At 68.8% G+C, this 12856-nt stretch carries 15 protein-coding genes and 1 pseudogene; 9 read left to right on the forward strand and 7 right to left on the reverse strand.

The annotated features are described in order from the left end of the window. From OO71_RS37760 to OO71_RS37785, 6 genes are all read right to left on the reverse strand, one after another. Positions 1–837 carry a VOC family protein gene (locus OO71_RS37760; protein ID WP_033294833.1) on the reverse strand — a complete coding sequence of 279 codons (837 nt, stop codon included), beginning with the start codon at positions 835–837 and terminating at the stop codon, positions 1–3. Continuing rightward, positions 834–1727, reverse strand: a complete 894-nt coding sequence (locus OO71_RS37765) for a VOC family protein (RefSeq protein ID WP_033294834.1) — start codon at positions 1725–1727, stop codon at positions 834–836. Before OO71_RS37765 ends, OO71_RS37760 begins: the two co-directional genes overlap by 4 nt. Continuing rightward, a complete protein-coding gene (locus tag OO71_RS37770; protein WP_033294835.1) occupies positions 1724–2626 on the reverse strand; it encodes a fumarylacetoacetate hydrolase family protein in 903 nt (300 codons plus the stop codon). The genes OO71_RS37765 and OO71_RS37770 overlap by 4 nt, the downstream gene beginning before the upstream one ends. A gap of 288 nt (positions 2627–2914) precedes the next feature. Beyond that, positions 2915–3529 carry a VOC family protein gene (locus OO71_RS37775; RefSeq protein ID WP_033294836.1) on the reverse strand — a complete coding sequence of 205 codons (615 nt, stop codon included), beginning with the start codon at positions 3527–3529 and terminating at the stop codon, positions 2915–2917. Between the two features lie 49 nt (positions 3530–3578). Then, positions 3579–3989 carry an MmcQ/YjbR family DNA-binding protein gene (locus OO71_RS37780; RefSeq protein ID WP_033294915.1) on the reverse strand — a complete coding sequence of 137 codons (411 nt, stop codon included), beginning with the start codon at positions 3987–3989 and terminating at the stop codon, positions 3579–3581. 18 nt (positions 3990–4007) lie between these two features. Further along, on the reverse strand, positions 4008–4985 hold the full coding sequence (locus OO71_RS37785; protein WP_245633909.1) for a LysR family transcriptional regulator: 978 nt from the start codon (positions 4983–4985) through the stop codon (positions 4008–4010). 19 nt (positions 4986–5004) lie between these two features. Between OO71_RS37785 and OO71_RS37790 the strand changes: the two genes are divergently transcribed. The 8 genes from OO71_RS37790 to OO71_RS37825 all read left to right on the forward strand — a co-directional run bounded on the left by OO71_RS37790 (position 5005) and on the right by OO71_RS37825 (position 11589). Next, a complete protein-coding gene (locus OO71_RS37790; protein WP_033294837.1) occupies positions 5005–6180 on the forward strand; it encodes an acyl-CoA dehydrogenase family protein in 1176 nt (391 codons plus the stop codon). Further along, a complete protein-coding gene (locus OO71_RS52655; RefSeq protein WP_033294838.1) occupies positions 6177–6941 on the forward strand; it encodes an HTD2 family dehydratase in 765 nt (254 codons plus the stop codon). Before OO71_RS37790 ends, OO71_RS52655 begins: the two co-directional genes overlap by 4 nt. Next, a complete protein-coding gene (locus tag OO71_RS37800; protein WP_033294839.1) occupies positions 6938–7711 on the forward strand; it encodes an HpcH/HpaI aldolase/citrate lyase family protein in 774 nt (257 codons plus the stop codon). Before OO71_RS52655 ends, OO71_RS37800 begins: the two co-directional genes overlap by 4 nt. 34 nt (positions 7712–7745) lie before the next feature. After that, positions 7746–9278: a PucR family transcriptional regulator gene (locus tag OO71_RS37805; RefSeq protein WP_033294840.1), complete on the forward strand. Its 1533-nt coding sequence runs from the start codon at positions 7746–7748 to the stop codon at positions 9276–9278. A 115-nt stretch (positions 9279–9393) separates the two neighbouring features. Continuing rightward, positions 9394–10656: an NAD(P)/FAD-dependent oxidoreductase gene (locus tag OO71_RS37810; protein ID WP_033294841.1), complete on the forward strand. Its 1263-nt coding sequence runs from the start codon at positions 9394–9396 to the stop codon at positions 10654–10656. A 7-nt stretch (positions 10657–10663) separates the two neighbouring features. After that, a complete protein-coding gene (locus OO71_RS51370; RefSeq protein ID WP_033294842.1) occupies positions 10664–10825 on the forward strand; it encodes a hypothetical protein in 162 nt (53 codons plus the stop codon). An 80-nt stretch (positions 10826–10905) separates the two neighbouring features. After that, on the forward strand, positions 10906–11349 hold the full coding sequence (locus tag OO71_RS37820; protein ID WP_033294843.1) for a GreA/GreB family elongation factor: 444 nt from the start codon (positions 10906–10908) through the stop codon (positions 11347–11349). Positions 11350–11358: 9 nt separating this feature from the next. Next, complete coding sequence (locus OO71_RS37825) at positions 11359–11589, forward strand: hypothetical protein (RefSeq protein WP_033294844.1); 231 nt, start codon at positions 11359–11361, stop codon at positions 11587–11589. Here OO71_RS37825 and OO71_RS48330 read toward each other — a convergent pair. Further along, positions 11586–12249: pseudogene (locus tag OO71_RS48330) on the reverse strand (leucine zipper domain-containing protein). The gene OO71_RS37825 and the pseudogene OO71_RS48330 overlap by 4 nt on opposite strands. 159 nt (positions 12250–12408) lie before the next feature. Here OO71_RS48330 and OO71_RS50610 point away from each other — a divergent pair. After that, positions 12409–12633 carry a hypothetical protein gene (locus tag OO71_RS50610; RefSeq protein WP_156096759.1) on the forward strand — a complete coding sequence of 75 codons (225 nt, stop codon included), beginning with the start codon at positions 12409–12411 and terminating at the stop codon, positions 12631–12633. The last annotated feature ends 223 nt before the right edge of the window (positions 12634–12856 follow it).

Here is a 12856-nt window from a genome sequence, read left to right on the forward strand (position 1 = left end):
TCAGGCAGTCCTCCAGCTCGGGACCTGTCCACCCCAGAGGTTGACGGTCGTCGGCGCGGCTTCCCAGACGCGCGGCTGGTACTCGGCCCGCTCGTCGAAGTACCGCTCCATTTCGGCGGACAGCTCGATGTGGTTGCCGTCCGGGTCGTCGTAGAACAGGAACAGGTTGCCGCCGGGGCCGTGCCGGCCGGGTCCCCATTGGATCGGCACTCCGTTGTCGGTGAGCCGGTCGGCCCAGGTCTTGAAGTCCTCCCATTCGGCGAGGTCCCACGAATAGTGGTCCAGACCGTTCGGGGTGGCGCCCTGCACAATGGCGACGGAATGGTGTTCGACGGTCGAGCGAAGCCAGGTGAACACCTCGCCCATCCGGTCGCTGATCCGGAATCCGAGCCCGAGGTAGAACTCGACCATCGGTTCCATGTCGTGCGTGGAGAACGTCGCGTGCTGCACCCGCAGCGGACGGCGGCCCGAGCCTCGGGTGAATTCACCGGTCCGGGAAATCGCGCCGTGCCACCGTAAAACGTTGCCGTCCGGGTCGGTGACCTCGAGCTGGTCGCCGACCTCCCGCACCTCGACCCCGCGGTCGCGCAGCCGCTCGCCGACGCGCTCGGGTCCACCCTCGTCGCCGACCTCGAAGGCGACGTGGGCGAGACCGGCGGTCCCCTTGATCAGTTCGAGGGAATGGTGTCCCTCGCCGAAACCGAGGTAGACGTGGTCCGTTGTGGACTCGTCATGTCGCACCAATCCCATGTGCCGCCCGTAATGCGCGGCCATCGCTTCGACGTCCGGCGTGCGCAAGGCCACGTGCGAAAGGGAGGTACGGGTGAGCCCGCTCATGACAGGAACCCTTCCGGACCGGCGTAGCCCCACATGTTCGGGCCGCCGTCCTCGGGCGACCAGCGCTTCGGGTACTGCGGGCGGTCGGTGTGCCACGGCCGCGGTTCGAAATAGCCGAGGTCTTCGGAAACGAGGCGATCGAGGTCGGTGAAGATCTCGACGACGTTGCCGTCCGGATCGGCGTGGTAGGTGAAAAGATTGTGGCCGATTCCGTGCCGCCCCGGGCCCCAGATCAGCGGAATACCCTTCATTGCCAACGCATCACACGCGGCGACCACGGCACTCGCGTCCTTCACTTCGAACGCGAAATGGTGCATCTGACCGGGATTCGAGGCATTGACGAAGTTGACCGTGTGGTGGTCGGCATTGCAGCGCATGAAGGCGAAGAAATCGCCCAGCCAGTCCGACCAGCGGAAGTCCAGCGCGCGCTGGTAGAAGTCCACAACGGACTCCGCGTTGCGCGTACGCGTGGCGACGTGCCCGATCTTCTGCGGCACAATCCCCACCGGCGACAATTCGGCGGCCGGGCGGGAACTGTCGATGACGCACAGCTGCACGCGGTTGCCTTCGTTGTCCGCGATGTCGTGCACCCGCAGGATTCCGGGTTCCGCGTCCGTTTTCGTGACGACCTCGACGCTTTGCCCGGAAAGCCGCGTGAGCAGTTCTTCCTCGCGCGTTTCGGTGAGGTCGAACGCAATGTGGTCGACGCCGGCTTTGGCGGCAGGCTGCAGTTCGAGTGCCGGACCGAGGCCGCCGCTCGCGAGGTAGACGGTGCCGTCCGCGTCGTCGTAGGCGGAAAGGCCGATCACGGTCGTGTAGTAGTCGCGCAGGCGCTGTACGTCCGGGGTGCGCAGGGCGACGTGCGAGAGGCGGCTGATCGGGCTGGTCATTCGGTCACTCCTTCGAGCGGGCCGGACATGCGCGTTTCGAGGCGTCCGATCCCTTCGATCTCCACGGCGACGGTATCTCCGTGCCGGAGGAACTGCTGGGGGCGCGCGCCGAAGCCGACGCCGGCCGGGGTTCCGGTGGCGATGACGTCGCCGGGCCGGAGCGTCATGATCCCGGCTAGGTGCCGGAGGATCGCCTCGACGCCGAAAATCATCTGTGCGGTGCTGGAATCCTGTTTGATCTCCCCGTTGACCCAGCACCGGATCGCGAGAGCCTGAGGGTCGGCGACGAATTCCCGCGGCACGAAGAACGGCCCGACCGGGGAGAAGCCGTCGTAGGCCTTCTGCATCACCCAGTCGATGCCGACCTCGGGTTTGCTCTTGATCCAGTCGCGGGCGGAAAGATCGTTGAGGACGGTGTACCCGGCCACGCTGTCGAGGATGTCCTCGTCGTCCTCGGCCGGGGTGCGGCCGATCACCACGGCCAGTTCGGCTTCCCAGTCCACCATTTTGCTGCGCGCGGGAAGCTGCACCGTGGTGCCGGACGCGACCAGCCCGGTCGACGCCGGTTTGAGAAAGGCGTACGGCAGTTTGGGCCCGACGGGGGTGCCCATTTCCTTGAGGTGGTCGTAATAGTTCGTCCCGATGCAGACGAGCTTGTCCGGGTTCACCGGGAGCAGCCATGCGTCCGGTTCCACGGTGGGCGCCGCCCCGGCCCGCCCGGCGGCCGCCGCAACGCGTGGACTCCAGACGTCCCAGCCGGCGATCACGTCGGGCAGCGGCGGCACCGGCCCGTCGACGAGGTCGCGCAGTGCCACGAGCCGTTCCCCGATGGCGAGCACGACCAGGCTTTCGCCCCCGGCCGAGGCGGCCGCCAGCCGGTATCTGGGAGTTGTGGTCATTCGGCCCTCCGCATGCTTCCTGCGGATCGGCTGCACAGCCGGTCCGGTCCGCCAGAGTCTATAGACTAATGGCGGCCAGGCGCAACTGTGCTGAGTGCTCCGGCGGTCCTTGATTCCGGTGACGACGGTATCTTGCCGGCTTTACGGCGGTGTGCGAGTCTGCTGATCTCTATAGAGTGTGGGTGCCTGAGCTGGCGAAGCTCATCGGGCGGGCAATCCCCCTGGACCACGGGGCCGTCGAACCCTGGCGCGCCCCGCGTGGGTTGCCCGAGCCGGACGCCGGGTAGCTCAACCCGCCATTACCGAAGTCTCCCAAGGGAAACCGTCCGGATCAGTGAAGGGACCGGTGTCGCTGCCCACAGCGACGCGGTGCGAGCCATCGCCGGAAACGTCCACCCCGGCGTCCTTCGCCAATGCGCGGCGGCCGTACAGGGCCAATTTGAGCGGGCTCGTCTCGAATTCCACGTACTTGCGCCCGAAACTCTTGCCCACCGTCAAGCCGTGGTCGACGTAGAACTGCTTGCTCGCCGCCACGTCCGCGACTCCCAGCAGCAGTACCATCTGCTCGAATTCCCGTGCCGCCGGAGTGGTGTTCTTCTTCGAGGAACAAGCGACCTTCCAAATCGCGCCGTCCGGGGCCTGCACCACCCCGCCGAAGCCCCAGAACGATTTGGTGGCCGGTTTGAGGGAAGTGGCACCGGCCTGCAAAGCCGCGTCGAGGTAGGCAACGGCGTTTGCCGGCTGCGAAACGGTGAGGGAAATGGTGAATCCGCGGAAACCGGTGCTCGGGGCGTCGGCCTGGCGGAAGCGGAGGCGGGGGCCAAGGTCGAAGGCTTCGGCGTAGAAGCGCTCGGCGGCGGCCGGGTCGGGAACGTCCAGGGTGATGAAGTCGAAGGAAGTCATGCGGAAAACGTTAGGTCGGCGGCCCGGCCCGCCGCTTCTCGATTCCTGATTACTTCCGCGAAGCCAGCCACGCGTCCCGCCGCCGGGCGGAGGCCTGCGTGAGCCAGGCGTCCTCGACCACCTCGGTCAGCTCCCGCAGCGTGAGCTCGCCCAGGCGGCTCGCGCGGACCAGGACCGACGGGTGGCCGTCGAAATGCGGGGTGGTGAAGAACGGCGTCCCGGGATCCTGGATCAGTGCCAGTTTGTCCGATTCGGACGGTACCCAGAACACGATGACATCGGGGTACCGCTCGCCGGTCTCGGGATCGAACGCGTCGGGGCGCGGAGTGCGGAAGAAGACGAACGATTTGCGGCCCACCTGGTACACCGCGTTACCGCGCGAGCCGCGCTCCACCGTGACGTGGGGCATCCCCAGCGCCAGCTCGTGCACATCCTCGACCTGCGCCCGGCGCGTCGCCATGACCTGCACGATACGGGTTCAGCGCAGCTGCCCGGAAGGCCATCGGCCACCGTCGACGGCGGCGCGGACCTCGCGGACCAGCGTGTTCGCCACCACCTGCACCGCGGGGGCGACCCGGACCGTCCGCGGCATCCCGAGTACCACGGTCCGGCGGATTTCCGGCTCCGTCACCGGCGCTGCGGTCAGGACGCCGTTCTCCAGATCCTCGGCGATCCCCACCGACGGCAGGATCGTCCAGCCGTGCCCGGCCAGCGTGAACTGCTTCTGCAGGGCCATCGAATTCGTGTGCACCGCCACGTCGATGGCCGCCCCGGCCTCGTGGGCGGCGTTCGTGATCAGCGAATACAGCCCATGCCCCGGTTGCGGCATCACGAGCGGATGCGTGACGACGTCCGCCAGCGGCACCGGCTGGTCGGCGCGCAATCCCTCGGCCGGTCCGGCGGCCACCCACAGGTGCTCGTCCACGAGCGGGGTCACGTTGAGCGAGGGCGTGCTCGTGAGGTCGTACAGCAGGCTCAGATCGACGTCACCGGCGTCCAGCCACTGCTGCAGATGACCCGAGTACGCCGTCAAAACCCGCAGCTCGACGCCGGGATGCTCGCGCAGCACGGCCGTCACCAAGGGCTCGGCGAGCGTCTCCGCGGTGCTCGCCAGCAGCCCGACGGTGACGATTCCGGTCACCGTGCCGGGTGACGGCGTCAGCTCGGCACGGGCCCGGTCCAGCTCCGTGAGTGCGCGGCGGGCGCGTTCGGCGAGGGCGGCGCCTGCCTCGGTCGGGCGCATGCCGAGCCGGGTCCGTTCGAACAATGGGGTGCCGAATTCCTTTTCCAGCGCCCGGATGTAACGCGTCACCGCGGGCTGGACGACGTGCAGCAGCTCGGCCGCCTTCGTCACGCTGCCCACGTCGGCGACCAGGACCAGGGCCTTCAGTTGTTTGAGATCCATCCCGCCCTCGCATGTCGGCATCACGAATCGGTATTTCCCAGCGACCGTCATCAGGAGTGATGATAGCCGGGTGACAACCAGGCATGACGGGCTCAGCGAAGAGGAAGCAGCGATCGTGGACCTGGTCGGCGAGTTCGTCGACCGGGAGGTCCGGCCGGTCGCGCGGGACCTCGACCACACGAATACGTACCCGGAAAAGCTCATCGGCCAGATGAAGGAGATGGGCATCTTCGGGCTGGCCATCCCGGAGCCGTGGGGTGAGGCGTTCGTGTCGGCGCGGTGCTACGCGTCCGTCACCGAGGAGCTCGCGCGCGGCTGGATGAGCCTCGCCGGCGCCATGGGCGGGCACACCGTGGTGTCGAAACTCCTGGTCGCGTACGGCACTGAGGAGCAGCAGAACGAGTACCTGCCGAAAATGGCGACCGGCGAGATCCGCGCCACGATGGCGCTCACCGAACCCGGCGGCGGCTCCGACCTGCAGGCCATGCGCACCACCGCACGCCGCGCCGGAGACGCCGAATACGTGATCAACGGCTCGAAGACCTGGATCACCAACGCCCGCCGTTCACAGCTGATCGCCTTGCTGTGCAAGACGGATCCGGCCGCCGAACCCGCGCATCGGGGCGTCAGCGTGCTGCTGGTGGACAAACGCCACGACCTTCCGGGGTTCGCGGTGTCGCGAGACCTGCCCAAGCTCGGGTACAAGGGCGTGGAGAGCTGCGAGCTGTCCTTCGACGACGTCCGGGTCCCGGCCTCGGCGCTGCTCGGCGGCCGCGAGGGCGAAGGCTTTGCGCAGATGATGCGTGGCCTGGAGATCGGCCGGATCCAGGTCGCCTGCCGGGCGCTCGGCGTCGGGCGGGCGGCGTTCGAGGACGCGCTGCGGTACTCGCAGGAACGGGAAAGCTTCGGCAAACCGATCTGGCAGCACCAGTCGGTCGGCAATCTCCTCGCCGACATGGCGACAAAACTCGAAGCGGCTCGTCAGCTCGTCCACCATGCCGCCCGGCGCTACGACTCCGGCGAACGCGCCGACCTGGAAGCGGGCATGGCGAAGCTGTTCGCGTCGGAGACGGCGATGGAGGTCGCGCTGAATGCGGTGCGCATCCACGGTGGCTATGGGTATTCGACGGAGTTCGACGTGGAGCGGTACTTCCGCGACGCGCCGCTGATGATCGTCGGCGAGGGCACCAACGAGATTCAGCGCAACGTGATCGCTCGGCAGCTGGTGAAGCGGGGGATTGCGTGACCATCGAACACGCTGAGCTTCTGCTGCCCGGACCGGCCGAAGCGCTGGCGTCCCTTTTGGACGTTCCGTTTCCGGAGGACGGCCTGCCCTTGCTGTGGCATTGGTGTTACCTGCTGGATCGGCCCGCGCAAAGCGAGCTGGGTCCGGACGGGCATCCGCTCAGCAGCGCCGCCCCGGCTGGACGCCGCCGGATGTGGGCCGGGGGAGAAGTGCGTACCAGCGGCGTGTTGCGGTACGGCGAACCTGCGACCCGGCAGACCGAGGTTTTGTCCACTGTGGACAAGGAGGGCCGCAGCGGGCCGTTGACGTTCGTCACCGTCGGACATCAGGTGCTGCAGGGCGGCAAGGTCGTGGTGGAGGAACGGCAGGACCTCGTCTACCGCGAACCTGGTACGACCGTGTTGCCCGAACCCGGCGAGGAAATCCCGGCCGGGCAAGGAGAATGGACCATCGACGTCACGCCGACGTTGTTGTTCCGCTTTTCCGCACTCACCTACAACGCCCACCGGATCCATTACGACCGCGATTACGCGCGCGACGTCGAGGGCTATCCCGGGCTGCTCACCCATGGTCCGCTGCAGGCGATTGTGATGGCCGAAGCCGCAGGTGGCCGTGGGGGAGATCAGGTCTTCGAATACCGCCTCACCGCGCCGTTGTTCGACCATCAGGGCATGATTGTCAGCGCGGACGGCGGAATCACGGCGGTACGGGACAAGTTCGGCCGCCAGACCGCCGCCGGAACCCTGCGGAGTGCGAAGTGATCGAAACCGCGCGGAGTCTTCTTTTCGTTCCGGGAAACCGTCCGGAACGGTTTGCCAAGGCCGCGGCGAGCGGTGCCGACGTCGTGGTGCTCGACCTCGAAGACGCGGTCGGCCCGGCGGCCAAAGTGGACGCCCGGGAACACGTCCGCGCCTGGCTCGACGAGGGGAACAAGGCGGTCGTCCGGATCAACGGCACGGGAACTCCTTGGTACCAAGAGGATCTCGCCATGGTCACCGGTCGCGCTCAGGCAGTGATGGTGCCGAAAGCGGAAAACGCCGAGCAGGTCGACCTCGCTCTGCCGGTGATTCCCCTGCTCGAAACGGCGCTCGGAATCGCCAAGGCAATAGAGGTCTGCGCGGCGGATTCCGTGGTACGACCGGCTTTCGGCAGCGTCGACCTGGCTGCGCAACTGGGTGTGGACCACCAATCGCACGACGCGCTCAGGTACGCACGGTCCGCCGTCGTCCTCGCCGCCGCGGCCGCCGGATGCGCCGCCCCGATCGACGGCGTGACCACCACTTTGGCCGACGAAGCCATGCTGCAGAAAGACCTTGCGCACGCGATAGAACTCGGCTTCACCGCAAAGCTGTGCGTGCATCCCCGCCAGGTCGGCCCGGTCCGCGAAGCGTTCCGTCCGTCCGCAGAGGACATCGATTGGGCACGGGGCGTCCTCGCGATGGCCGCCGACGGCTCGGTGAACGTCTACAACGGACAGATGGTGGACCGTCCGGTGCTCCTGCGGGCGGAGGCGATCCTCGCCCGCAGTTAGGGCACGGCGCCCTCGTATCAGGTATGAACAGGGCATGGTCACGCTGGATCGGCTCGTCAACGTCCTCGGTGGGTACGGCGCGCGGTTGTGCTGCTGCCCTGTGCCGCGCGAGGCGGCGTTGCGCGACGTGGTGATGGACGACCCCGCCGACCCGCGGGGCCGCCGCGGTGACGTCTACCTCGCGGTGGGCGTCGAAACGGTGCTCGAAGCCGTCGAACGGGCAGCCGCGGCACGGGCGTCCGTGGTGCTCGTGCGCGGTTCCGTGCCACCCGGGCCGGACGCGATCGCGCGGGCCGAGGAAGGCCGGGTCGCCGTGCTGCTCGTGGACCCCGAGGTCGGCTGGGGGCAGCTGGCCGGCGTGGTCTACGGCCTCGTCCTCGAAGGGCGCGAGACCGAATCCGGCCGTGGCCCGACCGATCTGTTCGCACTGGCCGACAGTCTCGCCGACGCACTCGGCAGCGCGGTCACCATCGAGGACCAGCTGTCCCGCGTGCTCGCGTATTCCAGCCGTCAGCAGGGCGCCGACCGCGTCCGACTGGAGACTATCCTCGGCCGCCGCGTGCCGGACCAGGTACGTGACCTGTTCGAACGCCGTGGTGTGTTCGCGCACCTGGCCGAGTCCGACGAACCGCTGTTCGTCGAGGCGGACCCGGAACACGGGCTGACCGGGCGGATGGTCGTCGCGGTCCGGGCCGGGCGCGAGACGCTCGGGTCGATCTGGGTGGAATGCGAGCAGCCGCTGTCGGATGTCCGGGCGACCGCGCTGCACGACAGTTCCCGCACGGTCGGCCTGCACCTGCTGCGTTCGCGCGCGAGCGCCGACCTCGAACGGCAGGTCGAATCGGACCTGGTGATCCGGCTGCTGGAGGGGACCCCGGACGCGGCGTCCGTGCTCAGCAGGCTCGGGCTGCCGCCGGGCCGGTTCCGCGTGGTCGCGCTGCAGGCGCACATCGCCGAGGAACGGCACGCCGCGTTGCTGCTCGCGTTCGAGCGCGCGACCACCGGGTTCGGCTGGTCGCGGCCGGGGCGGAGCACGTTGTTCAGCAATACCGTGTACACCGTCCTGCCCGGCGAGGACGTCGCGACCGCGCGGGCGTGGATCGACGGCATCCGCGAGGTGCTGCCTGCGCAGGTGACCGTCGCGGCCGGGATCGGCGCCGCCGCCTCGACCGCGGAACTGCCTGCGAGCAGGCGGGAATCCGACGAATGCCTTGCCCTGCACGACGCGGGCGGAGACGCCACGGTCGCGTACGACGAATCCTGGGACGACATCCTGATCCTCCGTCTCCGTGCTGCCGCAGCCGCCGGCCGGGCGCCCGCGAGGGGCCCGATCGCCGACCTGGCCAGGCACGACGCGGCGCACGCCACCAGCTACGTCGCGACTCTGCGCGCGTGGCTGGAGACCCAAGGCGACCTCACCGAGGCCGCGGAACGGCTCGGCGTGCATCCGAACACCATCCGCTACCGGCTGCGGAAGATGGCCGAGGTCACCCCGCTGCGGCTCGATCTCCCGGCGAAACGGCTGGCGATGATCATCGAACTGGCCGTCGCCGACCCGCCGTCTTGACCGATCCGGACAAAGCCGCGGGTCCCGATTGGCCGATCTCGACAAAGACTGGCCGCCGGATCGGGGTCATCCTGGCCGTGACAGCACCCGGGCACGGCAAGGCGGAGGAAGACAGATGGACGATCTCGACCGCACGGACGGCGGACCGCGTTCGGTGATCGTGGTCGGTGCCGGCATCGTCGGGCTGTCCACCGCCTGGTTCCTGCAGGAGCACGGCATCCGGGTGACCGTCGTCGACCGCGAGGGCATCGCGGCGGGGTCGTCCTGGGGCAACGCCGGCTGGCTCTCGCCCGGCCTCGCGATCCCGCTCAACGAACCCGCGGTACTCCGGTACGGCCTGCGCTCCCTGCTCGACCGGCAGGCGCCACTGCACATCCCGCCCAGCTCGGACGTGCGGCTCTGGACGTTCCTCACCCGGTTCGCCGCCAACTGCACGAACCGGTCCTGGACGCGGGCGGTGCGCGCGAACCTCCCCTTCAACGACGAGTGCCTCGAAGCGTTCGACCTCCTGACCTCGGGCGGCGTGGAAGCGCCGACCGTCGACGCACCCATCACGGCGATGTTCGAAACGGCCGAACAGTCTTCGACGCTCATCGCGGAGCTCGACCGGCTCGGCGACGCCGGGCAGAAGGTGACCTGGACCCAGCTCACCGGATCCGAGCTGCGCGAGCACTTCCCGCAGGTCACCGACCGGATCGGGGCGGGCATCCGGCTCGACGGGCAGCGTTATGTCGACCCCGGCCGGTTTGTCGAGTCGCTGGCCCGCGCGGTCGTCAGCCGCGGTGGCACGATCCGGCACCGCTTCGAGGTCACCGCGATCCGACGGCACGAGCGGGCATACACCGTGCAGTCGGCGAACGGCCGGACGGTCAATGCCAACGCCGTCGTGGTCGCCACCGGCGCGTGGCTGGGCGGGCTGGCGCGGAAGTGGGGCGTGCGCGTGCCGGTGCGAGCCGGGCGTGGGTACTCCTTCACCGTGCCGACCGACCAGCCGGTGCCGGGACCGATGTACCTGCCTGACATCCGGGTCGCGTGCACGCCGTACCAGGGCGGGCTGCGGGTGGCCGGGACGATGGAGTTCCGCAGGCCGGACGACCCGCTGTACCCGGCGCGCGTCAACGCGATCATCGCCTCGGCGCGGCCGCTGCTCAAGGGACTCCGCTGGGACGAGCGCACGGACACCTGGGTCGGCTCGCGGCCGGTGAGCGCGGACGGGCGGCCGGTGATCGGGGCGACCGCCGCGCCGGGGTTGTACGTCGCGGGCGGGCACGGCATGTGGGGACTCACCCACGGCCCGGTCACCGGACGGCTGCTCGCCGAGCAGATCGTCACCGGCAAGCAGCCGGAGACCCTCCGGCCGTTCGACCCCCTGCGGTGAGCGTGCCGTGTCCGCCGAACCCGCCGGCCTGCCCCCGCTGACCGGAGACGAGCACGCCGAACTGATCTGGCTGCGGGCCGAGAACGCCTTGCTGCGCACCGAAAGGGACATCCTGGTGAAGGCGGCAGGCTGGTTCGCCGCGCACCAGAGCGAGCCCGAGTCCCGCTGACCGCCGCGGGGCTCCTTGATAGGTCCGTGGGGGCCGGGCCGCCTCCCGGCCCCCACGGCCCTCTTCGAAAGGTAAATCCGATGACTACGACTCCTTCGCGTCCCTGGCTCACGCCCGACGCGCACACGCGCCTCGCCGCGGAACTAACCGCACTGCAGCAGGAACCCGGCGACGACGGCGAGTCCGAGAACGACCGGCTCGTCCGCACCCGGCACCGCCAGGCCCGGATCCACGAGCTGCAGGACCTGCTGCAGAACGCCGTGGTCGGCGAGGACCCGCCGGACGACGGGATCGCCGAGCCCGGCATGGTCCTCACCGTCCGCTACGCCGACGGCGGGACCGAGACTTTCCTGCTCGGCTCCCGCGCCGAAGGCAGCCTGGAGGTGTGCTCGCCGGATTCCCCGCTCGGCCAGGCCCTGCACGGCGCGAAGCCGGGGGAGCAGCGGGAGTACCGGGTCCCGAGCGGCGCGACGGTGCAGGTGACGCTGGTCGAGGCGCATCCGTACGGGCACCACCGGGCTTAGTCTGGTGCGGTGACCGACGAAGAGCTCCTCATCGAGTTCGCCCTCACGAGGCTCGACCACCCGGGCCTCGACCTGGAGGACGTCGCCGCACTGCTGGTCCGCCGCGTCGGGCCGGACCACATGGTCGACCTCGCCGCCCGGAACCTGGCCACCCGGGGCGAACTGCGGGGCGCGGTGTTCGAATCGGCGGTGGAGCATGTCCTGCGGGTGGTGCTGACGCTTCGCGGTCCGGCCGACTAGCTGTGACGTCCAGGCAGGTTGGTCAGCCGGGTGGCGGGTGGTCGGCCTCTGGTGGCGCTGTGGGCTTGGTGGTGATTGTCGAAGTGGAGCCAGCCGGGCAGGGTTTGGCGGCGGTCGGTTTCTGAGTGGTAGTGCCGGGCGTAGGCCAGCCGTCGCTCAGGGTGCGGTGGAAGCGTTCGATCTTGCCGTTGGTCTGCGATCGATATGCCGACCCGTTGTCGGGGAGCACCCGCTCTAGGGTGACGCCGTGGTCGGCGAACCAGGCGAGGGCTCGTAGCGGCGGATCGGTCCCCCGCTCACCCGGTCGAGGTGCGAGAGGCGATTGATCCGGCAGCGGGTCAGCACTGCGTGCACTGTCGGGGCCGCGACGCCGGGCTGGCCGGCGATCTGTACCGGCCCGAGCCGCTTGCACTACCGCAGCCGCACGATCTGACGCGCGACGTGCTCGGGTGTCCTCGCCAGGCTGCGATGCGGCCGCGACGAGCGATCGGCCATCCCGACCGGCCCCTCGGATCGGTATCGGTTGGCCCGCTGAGCGGCCGCGCGAGACGAGACCATGAACATCTTCGCCGCCATCGAGTACGCCCAACCGTCGTCGACGACAAGCCGGGCCAGACGCAGACGAGCGCGCGGGGTCAGCAAGGCATCAGCGTGGGACACGAAGGCCTCCGGTTCGTGAAGCGGTTCCTCGACAGCTCCACATCACAACCAGAGGCCTTCGCCTGTCTCGACGACAGGCCGACATCAACTCAACCCCGAACAACGTCCCTGGCATCACACCCAGCCGAGCTGAGACGCGGCCGGTGGGGCGGTTTGCCGGTGAGCACGGTGGTGATTGCCGCTCGGCAGTTTCCCATGGCTGCCCCCGGCTTGAATGTCCTTTTCGGACCAAAGCCCGCATTGTCGCTGGTCACCGGACTTGAATACGGCGCCGTACAGTTTTTGCGGAACCCTCCGGGCAATTTCCGCCGCGCCCGTTCCGCGGTGCGGCGCGAATTCCCGGTGCCGGAATTCCGGCACCGGACGGCAGTAGTGGTCACATGACACCGCGTGTCCGACACGCGCCTTTCGCAGGATCACCCCTACGGGTGGATGGAGCAGCAATCCGCCATGTGGGGGCCGAATCCGGTTGCGGAGCGTGAGAAATCAGGCCGGGAAGTCTCGCGTTACATCACTCTTTAGTGGTGAAATTGCGGCAATTGCAGTCACGGGACCGGGCCGGGCGACGGCTCTGCGGTCGATCTTGCTTTGCGTTTGCCTGGGGTCT

It is taken from the genome of Amycolatopsis jejuensis, assembly GCF_000717335.1.
GTDB classification, from domain to species: Bacteria; Actinomycetota; Actinomycetes; order Mycobacteriales; family Pseudonocardiaceae; genus Amycolatopsis; species Amycolatopsis jejuensis.